Here is a 23361-nt window from a genome sequence, read left to right on the forward strand (position 1 = left end):
TCTATCGTCCCGCCATCAGCCGCCGGCTCCTGGCCGGGCGACGCCGTCCCGCCTCGGGAAGGGGCAGGTCGGAGGTGGGCAGGTCGGAGGTGGGCATGGCGGGCGGCGGGCTGCCGCGGCGGGCGCCGGCCACGGCCGCGCCCACGGCGGCCAGGGCCGCGGCGACCACGTCGCGCCCGATGCCGGCTCCCCAGACCGTGCCGCCGTCCGGCCCGCACTGGGCATAGACGGCCACTTCACCGCCGGGGACACGGCCGGGGACGCTGCCTTGGACGCCGCCGGGGACGCCGCCGGGGACATCGCCTGAGACATCGCCTGAGACGCCGCTTGAGACGCCGCTTGGGATGCCGGTCGGGCCGTCGAGGTGGTGCACGGCGCGGATCCGGACGCCGGCGCGCCGCAGGGCCGCGCGCAGCGCCGCGACCGAGGCCGCCCGGCCCCGCGCGCCCCCGCCGCTGCCCCCGGCCCCGGCGTCGGCCCCGGCGTCGTCGATGTGGAGCGTGGCCACCGTCCCGGCCAGGTCGCCGGGGGCGGTGCCGGCCGCCATGTACTCCTCCTCGAACAGCCGCCTGATCCGCTCCGGCTCGATCTCGCCCTGCCCGGCCTCCGCCATCGCCTGTACGGTCTGGGCCAGCTCGATCTGCAGCCCGCGCGGCAGCGTGAGCCCGTACCGGGCGTTCAGCAGGTACGCCGGGCCAGCCTTGCCCGACTGGCTGGTCACCCGGACCACCGCCTCGTACGTGCGTCCCAGGTCCCGCGGGTCAACCGGCAGGTACGGCACCTCCCACGGCAGCTCGGCCGGATCGCGACCGGTACGGGCCGCCTCCCGGTCCATCGCGTCGAACGCCTTCTTGATCGCGTCCTGGTGCCCGCCGGAGAAGGCGGTGAACACCAGGTCGCCCCCGTACGGGTGCCGCGGCGGCACGGCGAGACCGGTGCACTCCTCGGCCGTGCGCCGCACGTGGTCCAGGTCGGAGAAGTCGATGCCGGGGTCGACGCCCTGGGTGGCCAGGTTCAGGCCCAGCGTGACCAGGCAGACGTTGCCCGCCCGTTCGCCGTTGCCGAACAGGCAGCCCTCGACGCGCTCGGCCCCGGCCAGCATGGCCAGCTCCGCCGCCGCCACGCCGGTGCCGCGGTCGTTGTGGGTGTGGACCGACAGGCACACGTGCTCGCGGTGGGGCAGGTTGCGGTGCAGCCACTCGATCTGGTCGGCGAACACGTTGGGCGTCGAGCGCTCGACCGTCGTCGGGAAGTTGAGGATGATCGGCCGGTCGGGGCCCGGCTGCCAGACGTCCATGACGGCGGCGCAGACCTCAAGCGCGAACTCCGGCTCGGTGTCATGGAAATGCTCCGGCGAATACTGGAACCGAACATCGCACCCTTCAAGCGATTTATCGGCATATTTCATGATTAATCGTGTTCCGAGGACGGCCAGATCCTTGCACTCGTCCCGGTTCATCCCGAACACCAGCCGCCGCGCCAGCGGCGAGGTCGCGTTGTAGAGGTGCAGCGTCGCCCTGGGCGCCCCGCTCACGCTCTCCACCGTGCGCTCGATCAGCTCGTCGCGGGCCTGCGTCAGTACGGTCACGCACACGTCGTCCGGGATGCGGTCGCGTTCGACCAGGAGCCTGACGAAGTCGTAGTCGTCCTGGCTCGCGGCCGGGAAGCCGACCTCGATCTCCTTGTAGCCCATGCCCACCAGCAGGTCGAACAGCACCAGTTTGCGCTCGGGGTCCATGGGCCTGGGCAGCGCCTGGTTGCCGTCGCGCAGGTCCGTGGACAACCAGCGCGGCGGCGCGCTGAGAACGGCGTCCGGCCACCGGCGATCGGCGAGCGGCATCCTGGGGAAGGGTTGGTAGCGGCTGATCTTCATGTCCGGCCTCACTGTCCCTCAGCTGAGCGATCCGAAATAGACGGTCGAGAAATGCGGGGAGATGAGGACCACGATGTTGTTGACGGCCGTCTCGTCGATCATGCGGAAGGTGACGACGATCTCCGGATACGCCGGCCTCAGCCCGAGCCCGACGAAGTAGGGGTCGGTGGCGAACACGATGCGGTACAGGCCGCGGTCGAGCAGGCGGTCGGCCCACTCGCTGACCGATCCGTCCTGGTCCGTACGGGTCTCGGCTTCGAGGACCCAGTGCCCGTCGGCGTCATGGTCGAGGCGTACGTGCAGATCCGCCGCGCCCCGGCCGTAGACCGCGTCCTGGGCTTGCACCGCTATTCCCATCTCACCTCTCCGAGTGGTCCGCGCGAGTCGCCCGCGCACATGGCCACCCGGACGGCGACAGGTCGCGCCGCCCGGGCTCGCGCCCAGGCTCGCGGTGCCGCCTATCCACCGGCCCTCCACCCGCTATCGCTTCGCTATCGCCCGGCGATCGCCGGACGACCCTGCCACTTTTTCCCCTCTATCCGTGCTATCGCCAACAGGTACGGAGATCGGCGTACATGGCGTCTAACGTGCGCTGATGTCAGGTGAAAAGAGGATGGATATAGCGCGAATTGCGGCCCGTGTGAGCGTCCATTCCGAAGCCGCGGACGACACCGCGGTAATCACACGGAGGTAGATCGAAATGACCGCAACGACCACCGTCACCGTCCGCGTCCGCATCGCGATCGCCATCCTGCTCGCCGCGCTCGCCGGCTTCGCGGCCATCGCCGCCGTACCGCACCCCGCGCACGCCGTCCCCGCCGCCGGCGACCACGGCACGGTCAACGGCACGATGGACTGGCCTTGGGGCCTGATCGAGGGTGCCTTTCAGGACTGACGGTGACAGGGAACACGGATCACCCTGAAACGATCCAAAACTGGCAACATACCCCAGGGCGTTGTACCATCCACCCAACCATGGCAGAAACTTTTGAGGGGTAAGCACCAATTACGCCGCTCATCATGGCAATCACGCCCGGTTTCCGGTCGCGTCGGGAAAGATCTTTGACCGAGGGCGATGATTTGTTTGAGGAGATGCGGGTGGAGTTTCGCGTGTTGGGTGCGCTCGAGGTCACTGCGAGCGAGAGACAGCTCGATCTGGGCGGGGCGCGACAGCAGATCGTCCTCGCCGTCCTGATTCTGAACGCCAATCACTCGGTCACTCTGGACCGCCTCGTCGAGGCGATCTACGACGAGGACCCGCCGGCCACGTCCCGAGCGCAGGTGCAGATCTGCATCTCCGCGCTCCGGCGCCTGTTCAGCGCCCACGGCCACCCCGAGATGATCGTCACCACCCGGCAGGGCTACATGCTGCGTGCCCCCGCCGACGCGATCGACGCACGCCGTTTCGAGAGCCTTGTGAGCCGGGCCCGCAAGGCTCGCGACGGCCGTTCCCACCCCGAGGCCATCCAGTACTACCGCGAGGCGCTGGAACTGTGGCGCGGCCCGGCCTTCGACGGCATCGAGAGCAGGGCCGTGCAGGCGCTGGCGAGCGGCATCGCCGAACAGCGCGTCACCGCCAACGAGGACTGCGTCCAGCTCGAACTGGACCTCGGCCGCCACCACGAACTGGTCGGCGAGCTGGCCGCGCTCGTGCAGGAACACCCGCTGCGGGAAGGACTCGCCGCCCAGCTCATGGTCGCGCTCTACCGCTCGGGACGGCAGGCCGAGGCGTTGCAGGTCTACCGCGACGCCCGGCGCGTGATCGTCGAGGAGCTCGGCATCGAGCCCAACGAGCGGCTTCAGCAGCTCGAATCGGCGATCCTCACCTCCGACGAGAGCCTGGACGCGCAGCCGCCCGCCGCGGCCGTCCCGGCCGAGCCGCCCGCCCGCCCACCGGCCGTGCCGGGCATGCTGCCCGCCGACATCGCCGACTTCATCGGACGGCAGGTGCAACTGGAGACCATCAGGCAGCGGCTGACCGTGCCCCTTTCGGGGGACGGCCGCTTCGCCGTGCCCATCCTCGCCGTCGCCGGGCGGGCCGGGATCGGCAAGACCACGATCGCCGTGCACGCCGCGCACAGCGTCGCCGCGCACTTCCCCGACGGCCAGCTCTTCGCCGACCTGCACGGCGGCGTCTCCCGCCCGGTGCACCCCATGCAGGTGCTCGACCGGTTCCTGCGGGCCTGCGGCGTCCAGGGGACGGCGCTGCCCGACACCCTCGGCGAGCGGGCCGAGCTGTACCGCATGCTGCTGGCCGACCGCCGGATGCTGATCGTGCTCGACGACGCGGCCGCCGAGAGCCAGGTGCTGCCGCTGTTACCCGGCAGCCCGACCTCGGCCGTCATCACCACCAGCCGGACCCGGCTCGGCGGGCTGGCCGGCGCGACCCACGTGGACGTCGACCTCTTCGACGCCGCCCAGTCCGTGGAGCTGCTGTCGCGCATCGCCGGGGCCGACCGCGTACGGGCCGAGCCGGAGTCGGCCGCGGCCCTGGCCGAGCTGTGCTGCTACCTCCCCCTCGCGCTGCGCATCGCCGGCGCGCGCCTGGCCTCGCGCCCCCACTGGGCCGTGGAACAGCTCGTGGACCGGCTCGGCGACGAGGCCCGCAGGCTCGACGAGCTCAAGCACGGCGACATGGGCATCAGGGCCAGCCTGTCCCTCACCTACGACTCGCTCACCGAGCAGGCCCGCTGCCTGTTCCGCCGCCTGGCGATCCTGCACTCGCACATCTTCTCCGCCTGGACCGGCGCCGCGCTGCTCGGCCGGCCGCTGGCCGACGCCCAGGACCTCTTCGACGACCTGGTCGACGCCCAGCTCATCGAGGTCGCCGGCGTCGGCAGGAGCGTCAACGTCCAGTACCGCTTCCACGACCTCATCCGCGTCTACGCCCACGAACGCCTGGCCGCCGAGGAGCCGCCCGCCGAGCGTACGGCGGCGCTGGCCCGCGTGCTCGGCGCGCTGCACCGGCTCACCGAGACCGCCAGGACCCGCGAGTACGGCCCGCCCGCCGGCCCCCACCTGCTTCCCGCCCCCGACTCGCCCCTGCCGGACGAACTGGTCGAACGCCTGGTCGCCGACCCGATCGGCTGGTTCGAACGCGAGCGCCACGTGCTGCTCGCCGGCATCCGCCAGTCCGCCCAGGCGGGGTTCGTGGAGTTGTGCTGGCGTACCGCGATGAACGCCGAGCCCTTCTTCGAGCTGCACGTCTACCTCGACGACTGGCGCGAGATCCAGGAGATCGCCCTGGAGGCCGCGCGCAGGGCGGGCGACGAGCGCGGCCAGGCCGAGATGTTGTGCGTCCGCGGCACGCTGGCCCAGACCGAACAGCACTTCGGCGATGCCCGGCGCGACTTCGAGGCCGCCCTCGCGCTGTTCGAGAAGACCGGCAACGTCGTGCAGATCGCCCGGTCCAGACGGAACCTGGCGTTCCTGGAACGCATGAACGGCCAGCTGGAGGCGGCCGCGACGCACCTGGAACAGGCGCTGTCCATCTTCACCGACATCGGCGACCAGATCTCGGCCGCGCACACGCTGGACAACCTCGCCGCCATCCGCTCGGAGTGCGGCGACATCGACGACGCCAAGATCATGCTGGCCGAGGCGCTGGTACGCGGCAAGAGCGGCGGCAGCCGGCGCATCATCTCCCAGATCCTGCACCGGATGGGCCGGGTGCATTTGCAGGCGGAGGAGTTCGCGCTGGCCGCCGTCGTGGTCGAGGAGGCGCTCACGCTGGTGGAGGAGATCGGCGACACCGTCGGGGAGTCGTTCGCCCTGCACGGGCTCGGCATCGCCCACCTGCGCAGGGGACGCCTGCACGAGGCCGGCGACCTGCTGCGGCGGGCGCTGGCCGTGGCCGAGACCGCGCGCCACCGCCTGGCCGAGGCGCACGCCCTGGCCGGGCTGGGCGAGCTGGCCGTCACCACGAACGAGCCCGGCGACGCGATCGGCCGCCTGCGCAAGGCGGTCACGCTGTTCCGGCAGATGCGCGCGCCGCTGTTCGAGGCGCAGACGCTCATGATCCTGAGCGAGGTGCTGGGCGCGCTCGGCGACGCCAGCGCAGCGGAACGGGCGTTGTCGCGGGTGCACGAACTGGCCGACGTCGTCGACGAACGCGCCGGTCAACGGCTGCGCGACAACCTCTCCTCCGCCGCCGGCCTCGTGGAGGGCATCGGCTGACCTCCACCCCGTAACGACGCACCCGATCGGCCCGTCCGGGGATCCCGCACTGTCAGAGATGCCCGCGAGGGGCCGCCGTTGGGATTCTGGCGAGCATGAAGGCTCTGGTGCTGTCCGGCGGGTCAGGCACCCGCATGCGTCCCTTGAGCCACTCCATGCCGAAGCAGCTCATCCCGATCGCCAACAAACCGGTCCTGGAGCACGTGCTGGACAGCCTGCGCGCGCTCGGCGTGACCGAGATCGGCCTCGTGGTCGGCGACAGGGAGGCACAGATCGCCGAGGTCATCGGCGACGGCTCACGGTTCGGGACGCGCGTCACCTACATCCGCCAGCTCCGCCCGCTGGGGCTGGCCCACTGCGTCAAGCTGGCGCGCCCGTTCCTCGGCGGCGAGGACTTCGTCATGTACCTCGGGGACTGCGTCCTGGCCGACGGGATCGGCCCGATCGCCGAGGAGTTCCGCGCGCTGCGGCCGGCCGCCCAGATCGTGGTGCACCGGGTGGCCGATCCCCGTCCGTTCGGCGTCGTCGAGACGGACGAGACCGGCGCGGTGCTGCGCGTGGTGGAGAAGCCGGAACGGCCGCGCAGCGACCTCGTCATGACCGGCGTCTACTTCTTCACCCCCGCCGTCCACGAGGCGGTGGACCGCATCGTCCCCGGACGGCGCGGCGAGCTTGAGATCACCGACGCCGTCCAGTGGCTGCTGACCTCCGGCCAGGAGGTCAGGGCGAGCCTCTACCGCGGCTACTGGAGCGACGCCGGCCGGGTCGAGGACGTCCTGGAGTGCAACCGGCGGCTGCTGGCCCGGCTCTCCCGCGACATCGCCGGCCACGTGGACGCGGCCAGCCTGGTACGCGGCGACGTCGTCCTCGGCCCCGGCGCCCAGGTGATCGCCTCCAGCGTCGAGGGCCCGGCGATCATCGGCCCGGACACCCTGATCGTGGACAGCCATATCGGGCCGGGCACGTCCATCGGGCGCGACTGCGTGGTGCGCTCCACCAGGCTGTCCGACTCCATCGTGCTCGACGGCGCCTCGATCGTCGTCGCCAGCGGCCTGCGCGGCTCGCTCATCGGGCGCTACACCACCGTCGCCCCCGGCCGCAGCGACCACCGCCTCGTGGTCGGCGACCACACCCGGATCGAGCTGACCACATGAACCCAGGGATCAAGGAGTGAGGACGTGACCGACGACGTCGCCCCCCGGGCGGGGCGCAAAGAGTGGCTCGGGCTGGTGGCGCTGTTCCTGCCCACGATGCTCGTGGCCCTGGACATCAGCGTGCTGTTCCTCGCGTTGCCGCATCTCAGCGTCGACCTGGGCGCGGACGCCACCCAGCAACTGTGGATCACCGACATCTACGGCTTCATGACCGCCGGGTTCCTGGTCACCATGGGCTCGCTCGGCGACCGCTTCGGCCGCCGGCGGCTGCTGCTGGTGGGCGGCGCGGCCTTCGGTCTCCTGTCGCTCCTGGCCGCCTTCTCGACCAGCCCCGAGATGCTGATCGTGGCCAGGGCCCTGCTCGGCGTGGCCGGGGCCACGCTGCTGCCCTCGACTCTGTCCCTGATCGGCGTCATGTTCCGCGACCCCCGGCAGTTCGGCCTGGCCATGGCCGCCTGGGGCACCGCCTTCATGCTCGGGATCGCGCTCGGCCCGGTGGTCGGCGGCGCGCTGCTGGAGCGTTTCTGGTGGGGTTCGGTCTTCCTGATCGGCGTGCCGGTGATGCTCCTGCTGCTCGCGGCGGCCCCGCTGCTGCCGGAGTTCCGCGACCCCGCCGGGGGCCGGGTCGACCTGGTCAGCGTCGTGTTGTCCCTCGCCGCGATCCTGCCCCTGATCTACGGGCTCAAGGCGGTCGCCCGCGACGGCTGGGGCGTCGGTCCCGCCGTCGGGATCACCGCCGGGCTGCTCGTGGGCGCGGCGTTCGTGCACCGGCAGCGCGCGCTCGCGCATCCGCTGCTGGACCTGCGGCTCTTCCGTCATCGCGCGTTCACCGCCGCGGTGCTGATCGGGCTGCTGTGCGGGGCGTTGCAGACCGGGACCGGGATGGAGGTCGCGCTGTTCCTCCAGACGGTCGAGGGCATGTCGCCGCTGGAGGCGGGCCTGTGGCTGCTGGGCCCGGCCGTCGCGCTGATCGTCTCGATCAACCTCACCCCGCGGCTGGCGAGCCGGGTACGGCCGGCGTACCTGCTGAGTGGCGGCATGGTGATCGCGGTCGTCGGCCAGCTCCTGCTCACCCAGGTCGCGGTGGGCGCGGTGACCGCGCTGATCGTCTTCCTGGGCGTCTGCTACTTCGGCGTCGGGCCGGTCGGCGGCATGATCAACCAGGTGGCGATGAGCACCAGCCCGCCCGAGAAGGCGGGTTCGGCGGCGTCGCTGGTGGCCACCGGCGGCGAGTACGGCGTCGCGCTCGGCGTGGCGGCCCTGGGCAGCCTCGGCACCGCCGTCTACCGCGGCACGTTCACCCCGCCCACCGGCACCCCGGCGCTCGCCCAGGACGGCATCAACGGAGCCGTCGCCGTGGCCGGCGACCTGCCCGCCGACCAGGGGGCCGCGCTGCTCGGCGCGGCACGGGAGGCGTTCACCACCGGGCTGCACGCGGTCGCGTGGGCGAGCGCCGCCCTGTGCGCCGTGCTGGCCGTGCTCGCGCTGGTCCGGCTGCGCGGCGTGGCGCCGTTCGCCGGGGTGCACGACGGCCACCACCAGCCGGACCAGGAACCCGTCCTGGTGGACTGAGCAGGTGGACTGAGCACGCCGGGAACGCGGGTCCGGAGAGCCGGGCCCGCGTTCCCGGCGGAAGGCTAGCCTGATGCCGTGTCGTCCCTTCTGCTGTGGTGCCCGCTCGCCGGCGCCGCCCTCCTGTACGGCGCCGCCGTCCGGGCCACGGCCGGGGTCACCGTCGCGGTGGCGGCGGCCCTCGTGGCGGCGGCGACGGTCACCGCGGCGGTCTGCGGATGGCGGCCGCCGGCGGTGGCGGGCGCGGCGTTGTCGTCGGCCGGGGTGGCGGCGGTCGTCTGGGCGTTCGGCCGGGCACGCAGGCGCGCGCGGACGCGTACGGAAGCCCTGGCCGCGCACCGGGCGGCGGGCACACGGGCGGGCGACGCCGTCGCGGACGCCGTACGGCTCAGGATGGCCGCCGAGCTGCACGACACCGCCGCCCACCGCCTCACCGGCATCGCGGTGGCCCTGGCCGCCGCCCTGCACGTGACCGACCCCGCGCTGCGGGAGTCCGCCCTGCGCCACGCCGGGGACACCGCGCGCCTCGCCCGCGCGGAGCTGGCCGGCGCGCAGGCCGACGTCGTCGCTCCGGCGGCGATCGACGCGCTGGTCGCAGGCTGGTCCGGGCCCGGCGTGGGCGGCGGCGTACCGGCCCGGGTGCACTACCGCAGGACGGCCACTTCCGCCCCACCCGAGGTCGCCGCGGCCGCCTACCGCGTGGTACGCGAGGCCCTCACCAACACGGCCCGGTACGCCCCCGGAGCCCGGGTCGAGATCGCCGTCCTGGGCGAACCCGGCCGGCTGACCGTCGAGGTGCGCGACAGCGGCGGCGAGGGGGCACACGGCGACCTGGGCACGGGAACCGGCCTGGCCGGGCTGTCCACCACCGTGGCGACCTGCGGCGGCACCCTCACGGCCGGCCCGGACGCCGGCGGCTGGACGGTACGGGCCGACTTCCCGGCCCCGGCCGGGGCGGCCCCGGTGCGCGGGACGTGGTGGCGCGGGCCGCGGGCGTGGGACGCGGCGCTGGTCGGGCTGGCCGTCGCGCTGACGATGGGGGCGAGCCTGCTGCCGGGGGACAGCCCGCCGCCGCGGCACTTCCTCGTGCTCGGGCCGCTGTTCGTCCTGCACGCCCTGCCCCTGTGGTGGCGGGTGCGGCGGCCCGCGTGGAGCCTGGCCGCGATGCTCTCGATCTATCCCGTGGCGATGGCGGGCTGGACCGAGCCCCCCGCGGGCGACCTGTTCCTGTGGGGCTGGTGGGTGGAGCTGGCCCAGCTGTACGCGTTCGGCGCCTACCACCGCCGGCGCGCCGGGATGCTCGCGATCCTCGCCGTCGGCCTGGTGGGCGGCCTCGCGCTGGCACTGGGACCCGGCATCGCCGGTGACCGGACGGCGGCGTGGGCGGTGCTCGGCCCGGCCGTGGCGATCCTGTCGGCCCCGGCGTGGGCGGCGGGCGTACTGGTCGCCCGGCTGCGGGCGCGGCGGCGGGCGGCGGAGACGACCGAGCGCGGCGTGCTCGCCGGACGGCTGGCGGACGTGGCCCGCGACGAGCGGGAACGGATCGCGGCGGGGCTGCGCCGTACGGCGGTCCGGCACGCGGACGCGGTCGTCACGGCGGCCGAGCGGGGCGACCTCGAAGCGGTCCGCGACGCGGCCCGCGCCGGGCTCGACACGCTCCGGCGGCTGCTCGGCGAGCTGCGCCGGCCCGCCGGGGCCGACGGCCCCCCGCCGACCCTCGCCGGGCTGGAGGTGCTCACCGCGCGGCGCCGGGCGGGCGTACGGCACGTCGGCGACCCGGACGGCCTGGCGCCCGAGCTGGAGGTAGGGGTGTTCAGGACCGTCGAGGGGATGGCCGGGGAACGGATCACCGTGTCGTACCTGCCGGAGGGCGTCCTCGTCGAAGGGGCCGCGGGCCGGAACTCCCGGCGGCGGTTGCGCACCCTGGCCGACGCCTACGGCGGGACGCTCACGACCGGCGGGACGACCGGCGGCGCGACCGGCGACGGCGGCGACGTGCGGGTATGGTTGCCCAGATGATCAGGGTGATCGTCGTCGACGACCAGCCGGTGGTCCGCGTCGGGATCGCCGCGGTGCTGGCCGCCGAGCCCGACCTCGACGTGGTCGGCCAGGCCGCCGACGGCGAGTCCGCGGTGGCGCTCGCCGCCGAGCTGCGGCCCGACGTGATGCTCATGGACGTCAGGATGCCCGGCCTCGACGGGCTCGCCGCCACCGCCAGGATCACCGCCGCCAACCCGGGCACGCGGATCGTCGTCCTGACCACCTTCGGACTCCAGGAGTACGTGTTCGGCGCGCTGCGCGCGGGCGCGTCCGGGTTCCTGCTCAAGGATGCCGAGCCCGCCCGGGTCGTCGACGCGGTACGGGTGATCGCGCGCGGCGACGCGCTGCTCGACCCGGTGATCACCCGTCAGCTGCTCGAACGCTTCGCCGCCGCCGCCGCCCGCCGCCCGCCGCCCCGCCTCGACGGGCTCACCCCGCGCGAACGCGAGGTGCTCGGCCACGTCGCGCGCGGGTTGTCCAACGCCGAGATCGCCGACGCGCTGAACCTCAGCCCCGCCACCGTCAAGGACCACGTGGCGGCGCTCCTGGCCAAGCTGGGCGTGCGCGATCGGCTGCACGCGACCATCCACGCCTACGAGAGCGGCCTGATCCGTCCCGGGAGCCGGTGACACCCCGCCGCGCGGCGGGGGCACGGATCGATCGGCGGCAGGAGGAGAAGCCGCGGGGGCGTTCCTAACGTTGTGGCGTATGAAACGTGTGTCAGGCGCGCTCCTGCTCGTGGGCGCCGAGATCGCCGCGGTGGCCGCCGGAGCCGTGGTGTTCCTGCTCGTGGCGGCCGTGACCGCCGCCGTGCCGCTGTTCGCCGGGGCGGGGGTGCTCGCCGTCGCGGCCGTCAGCCGGCTGCTCGGCGGTCCGGCGTTCCGGCGGCTGGGGCTGCCGCGGCTGGTCCTTCCGTACGTGCTGGTGAACACCGTGGTGCTCGCCGCCCTCGCCGGGGTGGCGGTCTTCCGTCCCGCTCCCGTGCCGCCGGCCGCCGCCGCGCCCGCCGGGGTCGCGTACTGGCAGCTCCCGACGGGCTCCCGCATCGCCTACGTCAAGCTCGCCGGCTCCGGTACGACGGCCCGCCCACCCGTGGTCTTCCTGCACGGCGGCCCTGGCACGCCGGGCGAGGGCCTGCCGGAAGGCAGCGAGGACCTGGCCGCGGCCGGGTTCGACGTGTACGCCTACGACCAGGTCGGCGCGGGCCGCTCCACCCGCCTCGCCGACCCGGCCGGCTACACGGTCGCCCGGCACGTCGCCGACCTGGAGGCCATCCGCGGCATCCTCGGAGTGCCGAAGCTCATCCTGGTCGGCAGGTCGTGGGGCGGCACCCTGTCGGCCGCCTACCTCGCCGCCCACCCCGACCGGGTGGCCAGGGCCGTGCTCACCTCGCCGGGCGCCATCTGGGACCCCGCCTTCCCCGGCGGCGTCGGCAGCCCGTGGGACCACCTGCCCGCCGCCCTCCAGGAACAGGCCGACGCCCTGACCAGCTCCCCGCGCATGCTCGTCCAGTCGCTGCTCGTGGGGGTCAACCCCGCCGCCGCGCGCGCGTTGGTGCCCGACGCCGAGGCCGACGCCCGGATGCGCGCGCTGCTGCTGGTGGCCAAGGACACCACGGGCTGCGCCGCCGCGGCGCCGGCCCCCGTGCACGGGAACCCGCCCGGCTTCTACAGCAACCAGGTCACCTCCGAGGACGCCGCCGCGCGGCCCGACCCGCGCCCGGCGCTGCGCGAGGTACGGGTGCCGGTGCTCATCATGCGCGGGCAGTGCGACTACCTGAAGTGGGAGGTCACCTACGACTACCGGCGTACACTGCCGGACTCGACCCTGGTCTACGTCCCGGGGGCCGGTCACTCGATCGCCAACGGCCGCCCCGACCTCTACCGGAGCCTGATCGGCGCCTTCCTCCTGGACCGTCCCCTCCCGGTCCGCCCCTACACGGGGACCACCGACCCCGCCCGGTCCTAGCTAGGACTAACCCGTGTGTGCGCCGAGGAGGTTGGAGAGACGGTGTGGCGGCCGCCGCACCCGCCGTCTTTCGCAGGTGTGGAGGCGTCTCGTATGCTGACCCCGTGCAGCGGGGAAAGCTGATCGCGGACCGTTATGAGCTGATCGGCCGTCTGGGCCGGGGGGGCATGGGCGAGGTGTGGGCCGCGCGGGATCGCGTGCTCCACCGTGAGGTCGCGCTCAAGCTGCTGGATCTCGACGGGATTGCCCAGGCTGACCTGCCCCGGCGGTTCGAGCGCGAGGCGGTGGCTGCTGCCCAGATCGTCCACCCCAACGTCGCCGCCCTGTACGACCGGGGTATCCACGACGACGTGTTGTTCCTGGTCATGGAGAAGGTCGACGGCCAGACACTCACAGCGCGGCTCCAGGCTGAGAGTCCTTTCCCCCTGACGCGTGCCGTGGCCATCGCCAGCAGCGTCTGCGCCGCGCTGGAGGCCGCCCACCGGGCCCAGGTCATCCATTACGACATCAAGCCCCACAACGTCATCGTCACCGGCGACGAGCTGGTGAAGGTCATCGACTTCGGGATCGCCGGGTTCGTCCAGGCCGCGTTCACCGTGGCGCGCTCCTCCCAACTAACCCCGGCCGGAACGCCGGAGTTCGGCGCACCGGAGCAGTTCCTCACGGAACGCGGCGACGAACGCTCCGACCTGTACGCACTCGGTGGGATGCTCTTCGCGATGCTCGCCGGCCGACCGCCCTTCACCGGGCACAACAGCATCGCGGTCGTGCGGCGCAAGCTCGACGAGGAGGCCCCGCCCCTCGACGCGTTCCGCCCCGGCCTGCCGCCGGAGGTGACCGCGCTCGTCGCCGAACTACTGGAGCGCGACCCCGACCGGCGCCCCCAGTCGGCACAGCAGGTCCAGCAGCGGCTTCAGGCACTCCTGGCGTCGTGCGCGGCAGCGGAAGCTCCCACCGCGGCGATGCCCCCGACCCCGCGCACCCGCCTGATGGACGACACGCAGCGCGCGCCCCGGCCGCCCTCTCCCGACTCCTGGAACCGCGCCTCCACCGACGAGACGCCGTTCACCGCGGACGCCCTGCTGCCGCGGCGGTTCACCAACGACTTGGACATCGAGTTCGCGCGGATCGCCGAGGACACCCGCCTCTCCAGTGAAGCGGGCCCCAGCGACCTGGCCGGGGAACTCGCGCGCCGTGACTGTACCGAAGTGGTCGTCGGCGTCTACGCGGAGCAGCCCGGTCCCCACGCCACGCCCGAGAACCCCGTCTACGTCTCCGTCCAGGTCTTCGTGTTCCCCGACGCGGCGACGGCCCGGGACGCGCACAAGTACCTGGGCGACGGGGGCGGGGCCTGGCGCCTCACCATCTGGAGCGCCCGCGACGGGGGTGGCCTCGCCCCCTGTCCTGACAAGGTCCACCGCAGCTTCCGATGGCGGTACAGCCAGAGAGTCCACCGCTACCTGACCGTGGCGCTGGCCTACCGCGCCGACCTCACCAACGACGGCTCCATCCGGCCCTGGCTCGCCGCAGCCTCCCGCAAGGCCGCGGTCTCCGCCGGGCCGCACAACCACCACGGCGGCTAGGCCGTTTCGTTCGGATCATCCGATCGTTAGGCCGGGTGTGCCGTTAACCGCTGTGCAGTGGGCGCGGATTGAGCCGTTGTTGCTGGACCGGACGCCGATGAGGACCTGCAATGGGCGGTCGCGGTCGACTCCACGATCGTGCGTGCCCACCAGCATGCCGCCGGGGCCCGCAAAAAGGGGCCCCGGCCGGCGAGCCGGCCGATCACGCCAATCGGACGCTCCCGCGGCGGGCTGACCACGAAGATCCACCTGGCGGCCGACCGCAACTGTCGGCCTCTGGCCTTCCGCCTCACCGCCGGACAGGCCGGTGACGCCCCCGACTTCGAGCCGGTGATGGCCGCCATCCGCGTCCCACGGGCCACCGGCCGTCCCCGCACCCGCCCCGATATGGTCCTGGCCGATAAGGCCTACTCCTCCCGCGCCATCCGCCGCCATCAAAGATCCACGGGACACGCCCTAGGACCGCCCACCCGGGCGGCGGGAACGCGACCGTGAGCCGCCCGGGACCGAGGAGCACCTCGTGCTCATGTTCACCGGCTACGTGTGAGCCGGGTGAGCGGATCAGGGTACGCGGGTCACCTCGGGGAAACGCGGTGAGGGACCGTGCAGCAGGCGGCTGTCCCGCCCGCGCAGGTGCCGGTCGAAGAAGGCGACGGGATAGGCACGCTGCACGGCCAGGCCGCGCTCGGGCGGCAGCGTGCCGATCTGCTGCCTGAGCTGCTCCGGGGTCCAGCCGAGCAGCCCGACCGCCTGCGGGTAGAGCACCTCGGCGTCGCCGAAGGAGGCGTGCGCCGCCCCCTCGATCTTGACGTTCAGCTTCCAGCCGCGCAGGTTCCGCCAGAACGTGGCCAGCTCGGGCACGACCGCCCGGTCCGCCCGCGCGCTCATCAGCATGTACGGCCTGCCCAGCCCCGCCCGCACGACCGGGCCGAACGCGGGCCCGTCCAGGCTCAGCCCCGCCTTGACCCTCGGGTCCTTGAGCATGGTGGCGGCCACGGTCGCGCCGCCCATCGAGGCGCCGAACATGCCCACCCGGCCGAGGTCGAAGGCGCCGCGCAGGCCGGGCGGCAGGCGGTGCCCCCCGGCCTGCCCCCCGGCGCCGGGATCGCCGCCCCCGTTCAGGACGGCGATCTGGTCCAGGACGAAGCGCATGTCGGAGGAACGCAGCTCGACCTGCGCCTCCGGCGGCGTGCCGGCCGGCATGGTGTGGGGCTCGACCCGCCCGCCGGGGAACTCGACGTGCGAGCTGTCGTGCGTGTGGTCCACGGTCACCACCAGGTAGCCGCGGCTGGCCAGCTCCTCGACCACGGCCGTGTTGTCACCGCGGTCGGCGCCGTTGCCGGGGGAGTACAGCAACACCGGCAGCCGCGTGCCGCGGACGGGCGCGCCCAGCCGGGCGTGGGTGAGCGGCAGCCGTACCTGCTGGGGGGACAGGCCGTTGTCCTTGATGTAGTCGGCGTCGGCGGCCGGGGGCAGGTAGGGCGCGAGGTCGCCGCCGCCGGGCTTCGCCGGGTACCACAGGCTGATCATCAGCTCGCGTTTCGAGCCGGTGTAGGGGTCGGTGCGTGAGGGGTCGACGAGGTACAGCTCGGCGGTGCCGATCGGGTGCGGCCCGCCGGGGCGCGGCAGCGTGAGCGTGGCCGCCTGCGCGGGGACGGTCAGCGTTGCGGTCGCACCCAGGGCGGCGACCAGAAGACGTAAGAACATGACGACAAGGGTCACTCGCGCCGACCCGCCCCACCATCCGCCGTACGGCCGGAACCGCTCCTCCTCGAGACCTAGGAGCGGGCGCCCGGTGTCCCCCGCCGGACGCCGCGCCCGGCGGGCGGGCGGGGGGACGGTCCTAGGCGATGCCGAACCGGGCGCGGGACAGCTCCCGGTTGGCCAGGGCGGCCAGGAAGATCGCGAACCCGGCGTGGCTGTGCGTGGTGGACATGTCCCGCCAGATCCGCTCGATGCGCTGCCCGTCCCGGACCGCGCTGGAACCCGCCGTCGGGAACAGGCAGCCCTCCACGGCCCGCCACGCCAGCCGGGCGACCTCACGGCTGATGGTGGCCAGGCGCACGTCCCGCTCCCTGGTGAACGCCTCCGGCCCGGCCGCGCAGGTCCGGCTCCACTGCTGGATCGCGTTCGTCATGGCCGCCTCCGCGGCGGCGAGCATGCCGCTCGCCTCGCCGTACCAGAACTGGTAGTCGGGGTCCTCGGCGCGGGTCGTGAACGGCGGGAAGATGGTCGTCCTGGTCCGCATCAGCTCCTCGTAGGCGTCCAGCGCGCCCTGGGCCATGCCGAGGACGACGGCCGCGCTGCCGAGCAGCATGACGCTGAGCGGGCCGCCGCCGTACTCGGGGTTGCCGTGCAGGGCCCGGCCCGGGGTGCCCTCGGTGACGGCGACCTGGCTGAGGTGGATCGGCAGCGTGAGATGGCCGGGGACGCGGCCGCCGTCCATGGCGATGCTGTGCGACCCGCTGCCCTTCAGGCCGAGCTGGCCGCCCCAGTCGTCCAGCCGGCGCCACTGGTCGCGCGGCGCGACGAACAACATCGGCGCCCCGTCCACGACGACGTGGCCCATGAAGTGGGTGGCGTACGGCGCGCCCGAGCAGTAGCTCCAGGTGCCGTCGAGCAGCCAGCCGCCCTCGCCGTCGGGACGGGCCGAGCCGCCGGGCGCGACCGTGGCCGGGCAGATGAAGTCGCCGCAGGCGAACAACTCCGACTGGGCCCGCTCGCCGAACAGCGTGGCCACCGCCAGCGTGTGCGCCGAGCCGAAGGAGTACATCCAGCCGGTGGACGGACAACCCCGCGCGAGCGTCATCGACACCCGCATGAAGGTCTCCACGCCGAACTCGTACCCGCCGAAGCGGCGGGGGACCAGGATGCGGTAGAAGCCCGCCCTGGCGAACGCCTCGTGGGTGTCGGGTGCGTAGTAGGTGCGCCGCTCCGTCTCGGCCTGGCGCTCGACCAGGGCGGGAACCATGGCCTCGGCCCTGGCGACGATCTCGTCGGGGGTGAGCCCGGGCTCGGGCGGAGCCACGGGGGCGTGGGTGACGGCTGTCATGCTGCGCGACCCCTTCGTCTCGGGTTTTCCCCCAGCCTCGCCCGCGCGCGACGACCTTCGCATCTCCGTACGTGCCCGGCGATCCCGCACTCCGGAAGATGCACCGCCCGTTCGGCGAATGGGACGTTCAGGGAGCAGTGTCCCGACTGACGTCCCGGGAGGACATGGTGTTGATGACGGGTGCTCCGGCGCGGGAAGAGCTCGTCCGCCGCGCGACGGAGGCAGGCCCTGTCCTGCGCAGGAACGCGGCCTGGGCGGAGGACAACCGCAGGCTGCACGAGGAGACGATCGAGGCGCTGGCCGAGGCCGGCGTCTTCAGGCTGCGGACCCCGCGCCGCTACGGCGGCCACGAGGCCGACACGCGCACCTTGGTCGAGGTCGCCGCCGAGCTGGGCCGGGCCGACGGCGCCGCGGCGTGGACGGCCTCGGTCTACTGGATCCCGACCTGGATGGCGGCCCACTTCCCCGAGGCGGTCCAGGACGAGGTGTTCGCCACCCCGGACGTACGGATCTGCGGCACGCTCAGCCCCACCGCGATGGCCGTACGCGCCGAGGGCGGCATCGTGGTCAACGGCAAGTGGGGGTTCGTCAGCGGCGCCCACCACAGCCACTGGCAGGAGATCGTGGCCGTCGTCATCGGCCAGGACAGCGAGCCCGAGCCCGTCATGGCGCTGGTCCCCATGAGCGACCTGACCGTGATCGACGACTGGCACACCTCCGGCCTGCGCGGCACCGGCAGCGTCAGCACCGTGGCCCAGGACCTGTTCGTCCCCGCCGAGCGGGTCATGCCGCTGGGCGCGATCCTCCAGGGACAGCACGCCGACGGCGCCAACGCCGGCTCCCCGATCTACCGCTCGCCGCTGCTGCCGGTGGCCGCCGCCTCCTCGGTCGGCACCGTGCTCGGCCTGGCCAAGGCCGCCCGCGAGGTCTTCTTCGAACGGCTCCCCGACCGCAAGATCACCTACACCGGGTACGCCAGCCAGAGCGCCGCCCCGCTGACCCACCTCCAGGTCGCCGAGGCCACGTTCAAGATCGACCAGGCCGAGTTCCACGCCCACCGCCTGGCCTCGACCGTGGACGGCAAGGACGCCGGGTCCGCCTCCTGGACCATCGAGGAACGGGTACGCGCCCGCGCCGACATGGGCGCCGTCTGCCGCCTGGGCAAGGAGGCCGTGGACATCCTGGCCACCGCCAGCGGCGGCTCGTCGATCTACAGCGACGTGCCCATCCAGCGCATCACCCGCGACGTGCACGCGGTCAACCAGCACGCCCTCATGCACCCCAACACCAACGCCGAGCTGTACGGGCGGATTCTGTGCGGCCTCGAACCCGACACCCTCTACATCTGAAGGAGATCGCCATGACCACCCTGTCGGCCCCCGACCAGACCCTCGCCGTCGCCGCCCTCGCCCAGCAGATCATCGCCGCCTGGGCCGCCCACGACGCCGAGGCGTTCGCCGACGTCTTCACCGAGGACGGCTCCATGATCCTGCCCGGCGTCCACCGCAAGGGCCAGGCCGAGATCCGCGCCTTCATGGGCCACGCGTTCGCCGGGCCGTACCAGGGCACCCGCGTCACCGGGCAGCCCATCGACCTGCGTTTCCTCGGCGAGGACGTCTGCCTGCTGACCACTGAGGGCGGCGTGCTCGCGCCCGGCGAGAGCGAGGTCGCCGCCGAGCGCGCGGTCCGCGCGTCCTGGCTGGCCGTCCGGCGCGACGGGCAGTGGAAGCTGGCCGCCTACCAGAACAGCCCGCGTGACTGAGATGACCGCTCACGTCGCACAGCGCGCGGTGGTGCTCGGCGGAGGCATGGCGGGCCTGCTGGCCGCGCGCGTGCTCGCCGAGCGCTGCGCCGAGGTCCTGCTGGTGGACCGGGACACGCTGACCGGCGCGGCCGGCCCGCGCCGGGGCGTGCCCCACGGCTGCCACGCCCACGCCCTGCTGGCCCGCGGCCAGCAGATCCTGGACGAGCTGTTCCCCGGCATCACCCAGCAGATGATCGACGCCGGGGTGCCCGCCGGAGACCTCGCCACCAGCCTGCGCTGGTACTTCAACGGACGCCGGCTCGCCCCGGCCCCCACCGGCCTGATCAGCGTCTCGGCCACCAGGCCCGTCCTGGAGGAGCAGGTCAGGAACCGGGTCGCGGCCCTGCCCAACGTGCGTTTCCTGGAGCGCACCGACATCCTCGGCCCGACCGCCACCCCCGCCCGCGACCGCGTCACCGGTGTCCGCGTACGCGGCGCCGACGGCGTCGAGGAGCACCTGACCTGCGACCTGCTGGTGGACGCGACCGGCCGCGGCTCGCGCACCCCCGCCTGGCTCCAGGAGCTCGGCTTCCCCCGGCCGGACGAGGACCGGGTGAAGATCGGCCTGGCCTACACCACCCGCCACTTCCGCCTGCGCCGCGACCCGTACGGCGAGGACCTGTCGATCAACCCGGTCGCCTCGCCGGCCAACCCGCGCGGCGCGTTCTTCCCCAAGCTGCCCGGCGACATGAGCATGCTCTCCCTCACCGGCATCCTGGGCGACCACCCGCCGGCCGACCTCGACGGCTTCCTGGCCTTCGCCAAGTCCCTGCCCGTACCGGACATCTACGAGGCGATCCGCGACGCCGAACCCCTCGACGAGGGCGTCACCTTCACCTTCCCGGCCAGCGTGCGGCGCCGCTACGAGCGCCTGCCCGCCTTCCCCGACGGCCTGCTGGTGCTGGGCGACGGCGTGTGCAGCTTCAACCCCGTCTACGGCCAGGGCATGACCGTCGCCGCCATGGAGGCGATGATCCTGCGCGGGCACCTGGAGGCGGGCGCGGTGCCGCAGTGGCGCACCTTCTTCAGGGACATCTCGCGGGTCATCGACGTCCCGTGGGACATCTCCGCCGGGGCCGACCTCGCCTTCCCCGGGGTGGAGGGGCAGCGTACCGCCAAGGTGCGGATCGGCAACGCCTACATGGCGCGCCTGCACGCCGCCCGCGCCCGCGACGGCGCGATCACGGCCGCGTTCATGCGGGTGGCCGGGCTCGTGGACCCGCCGCAGACGCTCATGCGGCCCGCGCTCATGTTGCGGGTCCTGTGCCAGAGCGGCGGCGGCCCGGCGCCGGCCGCCGCCCCCGAGCAGCGGACGCAGGTCCCGCTGCTCAAGTCCTGACCCCGTCCGCACGAAGAAGGACGCCGGCGGAATCTCCGCCGGCGTCCTTTTCGTGTCGTACGGCTACCTCAGCGATCGGGCGAACGCCCGCACGTCGCCCACCAGCAGCTCCGGCTGCTCCATGGCGGCGAAGTGGCCGCCCCGGTCGAACTCGGTCCAGTGCGTGATCGTCGGGACGTCCCGGTCGGCCAGCCTGCGCACCGGCACGAAGATGTCCTTGGGGAAGACCGCCACACCCACGGGCACGGTGATGGGCGGCGGCCGGTGCCCCTCGGCGGCCATCTTCAGCCCCGCCGCGCCCTCGTAGTAGAAGCGCGCCGACGACCCGGCGGTCGCCGTCAGCCAGTAGATCGACACGTCGGTGAGCATCCGGTCCCGGTCCACCGCGTCCTCGGGCGCCTTGTCGGAGTCCGTCCAGTCGTGGAACTTCTCCACGATCCAGGCGAGCTGCCCCACGGGCGAGTCGGTGAGCGCGTACGCCAGCGTCTGCGGGCGGGTGGACTGCAGCTTCATGTAGCCCGACAGCTCCTCGTCGAACCGGGCCAGCCCGGCCAGGCGCCCCTGCTCGGCGGGCGACAGACCGGCCAGCTCGGCCGGATCGCCGGACGGGAACGCCATCAGCATGTTGACGTGCGCGCCGATGACGTGCTCCGGGGCCAGCCTGGCCAGCTCCAGCGAGATCACCGCCCCCGCGTCGCCGCCCTGCGCCAGGTAGCGGTCGTAGCCCAGCCGGCGCATCAGCTCGGCCCACGCCAGCGCCACCCGGTACGGGTGCCAGCCCGGCTCCGTCGTGTGCCCCGAGAACCCGAACCCGGGGATGGACGGGATGACCAGGTGGAAGGCGTCGGCCGGGTCGCCGCCGTGCGCGCGCGGGTCGGTGAGCGGCCCGATCACGTCCAGGAACTCGGCCACCGAGCCCGGCCAGCCGTGCGTGAGCAGCAGCGGCACGGCGTCCGGCTCGGGCGAACGTACGTGCAGGAAGTGCACGTCGGCGCCGTCGATCTCGTCGACGAACTGCGGGTGCCGGTTCAGCTCGGCCTCGGCCGCCCGCCAGTCGAAGCCGTGCCGCCAGTGGTCGGCCAGCTCCTTGAGGTAGCCCAGCGGCACGCCGCGCTCCCAGCCGGTGCCGGGCAGCTCGTCGGGCCAGCGGGTCGCGTCGAGCCTGCGGTGCAGGTCCCGCAGGTCGGCCTCGGGGATGTCGATGCGGAATGGACGCATGAGTGTCCGCCCTTCTCTCCTCAGAATGTGTCGCACGGTCAGCCGGTGCCGGTACGCCGCAGGTCCTCGAAGGAGGACAGGTCGGGCACGGTCCAGCCGTCCAGGTCGTACTCGCCGAGACAGCGGTCGACGAAGGCCGCGTACTCGTCGAGCTGGCCGCCGCTCATCTGCGAGAACAGCAGCTCCACCCGGGTGTTCTCGTGGTTGCCGCCGTAGTTGCGCTCGTACAGCTCGTGGCGGCCGCCGAACTCCGAGCCGATCGCGTCCCACAGCAGCTTCATCACCTTGACGCGGCCCTCGGCGTCGGTGCCGTCCGAGCCGCGCAGGTACTTGTCCAGGTACGGGCGGACGTCGGGGTTCTTGAAGTCGGCGGCGCCGGAGTTGACGTAGATGAGCCCGCTGGCCACGTCCTGAAGGACGATCTCCCTGACGCGCGGGTAGCCGATCTGCATGAACCAGCGGTAGGCCAGGCCGTACTGGGGGTTGGGCAGCAGGGCGCCCTCGCGCCACTGCACCGGGTTGCGCGCGGCGGCGTCCGACAGCGCCCAGAACAGGTTCCGCCAGGCCAGCACCTCGCCGATCCGGGTCTGCACGCCGCGGAAGTCCTTGGTGCCGGTGATCTCCAGCGCCCTGACCAGCAGCCCGGCGATGAACTCCAGCTTGACCGCCAGCCGGACGCAGCCGTGGAAGGTGAACCGCTCGGTGAAGCCCGACTCACCGGTGAACAGCTGCGCCTTGCCGAGGTCGCCGTAGATGAACACGTTCTCCCAGGGGATGAGCACCTTGTCCAGGACGAGGATGCTGTCGTTCTCGTCCAGGCGGGAGGAGAGCGGGTGGTCGAACGGGCCGCCGGTCAGCGCGGCGGCCATGCCGTAGGACGGGCGGCAGATCAGCTTCAGGCCCGGCGCGTCCATCGGCACGGTCGCCACCAGCGCGAACTCGCGTTTCTTGACCGGCAGGCCGTAGTGGGCGATGAAGTTGTAGTGCGTCAGCGCCGAGCCGGTGGCGACCACCTTGGCGCCGCTGACCACGAGCCCCGCGTCGGTCTCCCGCTCGACGTGCACGTACACGTCGTTGACCTCGTCCGGGGGGCGGTTGCGGTCGACCGGCGGGTGCACGATCGCGTGGTTCCAGAACAGCACCTTCTCCTGCGACTCGCGGTACCAGCGGCGGGCGTTGCCGTCGAAGGGGGCGTAGAAATCGGCGTTCGCGCCGAGGGTGCCGAGGAAGGAGGCCTTGTAGTCGGGGCTGCGGCCCATCCAGCCGTAGCTCATCCTGGCCCACGTCGCGATCGCCCGCTGGTCGGCGACCAGGTCCTCGACCGTGCGCGGGGTGGTGAAGAAGCGGTGGGTGTAGCCCTCGCCGCCGCTGTCGGTGGGACAGGTCAGCAGCTCACGGGTGTCGTCGGCGTGGAGGGCGTCGTAGAGCCTGGCGGTCATCCGCACCGGGTTGTGGAACGCCGGGTGCTCGGTGACGTCCTTGACACGCTCACCGTAGAGGTAGATCTCACGATCGTCACGCAGGCTCTCGACGTACTCGCTGCCCGTGAGCGGGCGGGTCTTCGGCGCGGCATCGGGCATCG

The 23361-nt window shown here is 73.0% G+C and carries 17 protein-coding genes and 1 pseudogene; 12 read left to right on the forward strand and 6 right to left on the reverse strand.

The features are described from left to right. Position 1: 1 nt before the first annotated feature. Positions 2 to 1873 carry a 2-isopropylmalate synthase gene (locus tag DMB42_RS27545; protein WP_125637930.1) on the reverse strand — a complete coding sequence of 624 codons (1872 nt, stop codon included), beginning with the start codon at positions 1871 to 1873 and terminating at the stop codon, positions 2 to 4. 18 nt (positions 1874 to 1891) lie between these two features. Further along, a complete protein-coding gene (locus DMB42_RS27550) occupies positions 1892 to 2218 on the reverse strand; it encodes a hydroxyisourate hydrolase (protein WP_185844887.1) in 327 nt (108 codons plus the stop codon). 355 nt (positions 2219 to 2573) lie between these two features. Between DMB42_RS27550 and DMB42_RS27555 the strand changes: the two genes are divergently transcribed. The 9 genes and pseudogenes from DMB42_RS27555 to DMB42_RS27595 form a co-directional block, all read left to right on the forward strand. Continuing rightward, the gene (locus tag DMB42_RS27555) at positions 2574 to 2768 is read left to right on the forward strand and encodes a hypothetical protein (protein ID WP_125637932.1); all 195 of its coding nucleotides are present in this window, start codon (positions 2574 to 2576) and stop codon (positions 2766 to 2768) included. Positions 2769 to 2983: 215 nt separating this feature from the next. Continuing rightward, a complete protein-coding gene (locus tag DMB42_RS27560; RefSeq protein ID WP_260477983.1) occupies positions 2984 to 6049 on the forward strand; it encodes an AfsR/SARP family transcriptional regulator in 3066 nt (1021 codons plus the stop codon). A 95-nt stretch (positions 6050 to 6144) separates the two neighbouring features. Then, complete coding sequence (locus DMB42_RS27565; RefSeq protein WP_125637934.1) at positions 6145 to 7203, forward strand: glucose-1-phosphate thymidylyltransferase; 1059 nt, start codon at positions 6145 to 6147, stop codon at positions 7201 to 7203. A gap of 24 nt (positions 7204 to 7227) precedes the next feature. Then, a complete protein-coding gene (locus DMB42_RS27570) occupies positions 7228 to 8775 on the forward strand; it encodes an MFS transporter (RefSeq protein ID WP_260477984.1) in 1548 nt (515 codons plus the stop codon). Positions 8776 to 8853: 78 nt separating this feature from the next. Next, the gene (locus DMB42_RS27575) at positions 8854 to 10794 is read left to right on the forward strand and encodes a histidine kinase (RefSeq protein ID WP_125637935.1); all 1941 of its coding nucleotides are present in this window, start codon (positions 8854 to 8856) and stop codon (positions 10792 to 10794) included. Continuing rightward, positions 10791 to 11444: a response regulator transcription factor gene (locus tag DMB42_RS27580; RefSeq protein WP_125637936.1), complete on the forward strand. Its 654-nt coding sequence runs from the start codon at positions 10791 to 10793 to the stop codon at positions 11442 to 11444. Before DMB42_RS27575 ends, DMB42_RS27580 begins: the two co-directional genes overlap by 4 nt. Positions 11445 to 11523: 79 nt before the next feature. Beyond that, on the forward strand, positions 11524 to 12783 hold the full coding sequence (locus tag DMB42_RS27585; RefSeq protein WP_125637937.1) for an alpha/beta hydrolase: 1260 nt from the start codon (positions 11524 to 11526) through the stop codon (positions 12781 to 12783). A 104-nt stretch (positions 12784 to 12887) separates the two neighbouring features. Beyond that, positions 12888 to 14366 (forward strand): serine/threonine-protein kinase, encoded by a 1479-nt coding sequence (locus tag DMB42_RS27590; protein WP_125637938.1) that lies wholly within the window; start codon positions 12888 to 12890, stop codon positions 14364 to 14366. Between the two features lie 90 nt (positions 14367 to 14456). Then, positions 14457 to 14816 (forward strand): annotated as a pseudogene (locus DMB42_RS27595) (transposase); the annotation flags it as partial. A gap of 111 nt (positions 14817 to 14927) precedes the next feature. Here DMB42_RS27595 and DMB42_RS27600 read toward each other — a convergent pair. Both DMB42_RS27600 and DMB42_RS27605 read right to left on the reverse strand, forming a co-directional pair. Beyond that, the gene (locus DMB42_RS27600) at positions 14928 to 16073 is read right to left on the reverse strand and encodes a hypothetical protein (protein ID WP_125637939.1); all 1146 of its coding nucleotides are present in this window, start codon (positions 16071 to 16073) and stop codon (positions 14928 to 14930) included. A gap of 136 nt (positions 16074 to 16209) precedes the next feature. Continuing rightward, a complete protein-coding gene (locus DMB42_RS27605) occupies positions 16210 to 17418 on the reverse strand; it encodes an acyl-CoA dehydrogenase family protein (RefSeq protein ID WP_125637940.1) in 1209 nt (402 codons plus the stop codon). A gap of 137 nt (positions 17419 to 17555) precedes the next feature. Between DMB42_RS27605 and DMB42_RS27610 the strand changes: the two genes are divergently transcribed. The 3 genes from DMB42_RS27610 to DMB42_RS27620 are packed head-to-tail and all read left to right on the forward strand — an operon-like array spanning position 17556 to position 20561. Further along, complete coding sequence (locus DMB42_RS27610; protein WP_260477985.1) at positions 17556 to 18767, forward strand: acyl-CoA dehydrogenase family protein; 1212 nt, start codon at positions 17556 to 17558, stop codon at positions 18765 to 18767. 11 nt (positions 18768 to 18778) lie between these two features. Then, on the forward strand, positions 18779 to 19180 hold the full coding sequence (locus tag DMB42_RS27615; RefSeq protein WP_125637941.1) for an SgcJ/EcaC family oxidoreductase: 402 nt from the start codon (positions 18779 to 18781) through the stop codon (positions 19178 to 19180). Position 19181: 1 nt separating this feature from the next. Further along, positions 19182 to 20561 (forward strand): FAD-dependent monooxygenase, encoded by a 1380-nt coding sequence (locus DMB42_RS27620; protein WP_125638177.1) that lies wholly within the window; start codon positions 19182 to 19184, stop codon positions 20559 to 20561. A gap of 63 nt (positions 20562 to 20624) precedes the next feature. Here DMB42_RS27620 and DMB42_RS27625 read toward each other — a convergent pair whose 3' ends face one another. Together DMB42_RS27625 and DMB42_RS27630 are read right to left on the reverse strand one after the other, a co-directional pair. After that, on the reverse strand, positions 20625 to 21779 hold the full coding sequence (locus DMB42_RS27625) for an epoxide hydrolase family protein (protein WP_125637942.1): 1155 nt from the start codon (positions 21777 to 21779) through the stop codon (positions 20625 to 20627). A 38-nt stretch (positions 21780 to 21817) separates the two neighbouring features. Continuing rightward, positions 21818 to 23359 carry a 4-hydroxyphenylacetate 3-hydroxylase family protein gene (locus DMB42_RS27630; protein WP_125637943.1) on the reverse strand — a complete coding sequence of 514 codons (1542 nt, stop codon included), beginning with the start codon at positions 23357 to 23359 and terminating at the stop codon, positions 21818 to 21820. Between the last annotated feature and the right edge of the window lie 2 nt (positions 23360 to 23361).

The sequence above is a fragment of the Nonomuraea sp. WAC 01424 genome (assembly GCF_003947315.1).
GTDB classification, from domain to species: Bacteria; Actinomycetota; Actinomycetes; order Streptosporangiales; family Streptosporangiaceae; genus Nonomuraea; species Nonomuraea spiralis.

Coding starts and splice junctions, on each gene's coding strand:
- DMB42_RS27545 (WP_125637930.1), bottom strand. CDS start 1,873: ATGAAGATCAGCCGCTACCAACCCTTCCCCAGGATGCCGCTCGCCGAT.
- DMB42_RS27555 (WP_125637932.1), top strand. CDS start 2,574: ATGACCGCAACGACCACCGTCACCGTCCGCGTCCGCATCGCGATCGCC.
- DMB42_RS27565 (WP_125637934.1), top strand. CDS start 6,145: ATGAAGGCTCTGGTGCTGTCCGGCGGGTCAGGCACCCGCATGCGTCCC.
- DMB42_RS27580 (WP_125637936.1), top strand. CDS start 10,791: ATGATCAGGGTGATCGTCGTCGACGACCAGCCGGTGGTCCGCGTCGGG.
- DMB42_RS27585 (WP_125637937.1), top strand. CDS start 11,524: ATGAAACGTGTGTCAGGCGCGCTCCTGCTCGTGGGCGCCGAGATCGCC.
- DMB42_RS27600 (WP_125637939.1), bottom strand. CDS start 16,073: ATGTTCTTACGTCTTCTGGTCGCCGCCCTGGGTGCGACCGCAACGCTG.
- DMB42_RS27605 (WP_125637940.1), bottom strand. CDS start 17,418: ATGACAGCCGTCACCCACGCCCCCGTGGCTCCGCCCGAGCCCGGGCTC.
- DMB42_RS27615 (WP_125637941.1), top strand. CDS start 18,779: ATGACCACCCTGTCGGCCCCCGACCAGACCCTCGCCGTCGCCGCCCTC.
- DMB42_RS27620 (WP_125638177.1), top strand. CDS start 19,182: ATGACCGCTCACGTCGCACAGCGCGCGGTGGTGCTCGGCGGAGGCATG.
- DMB42_RS27625 (WP_125637942.1), bottom strand. CDS start 21,779: ATGCGTCCATTCCGCATCGACATCCCCGAGGCCGACCTGCGGGACCTG.
- DMB42_RS27630 (WP_125637943.1), bottom strand. CDS start 23,359: ATGCCCGATGCCGCGCCGAAGACCCGCCCGCTCACGGGCAGCGAGTAC.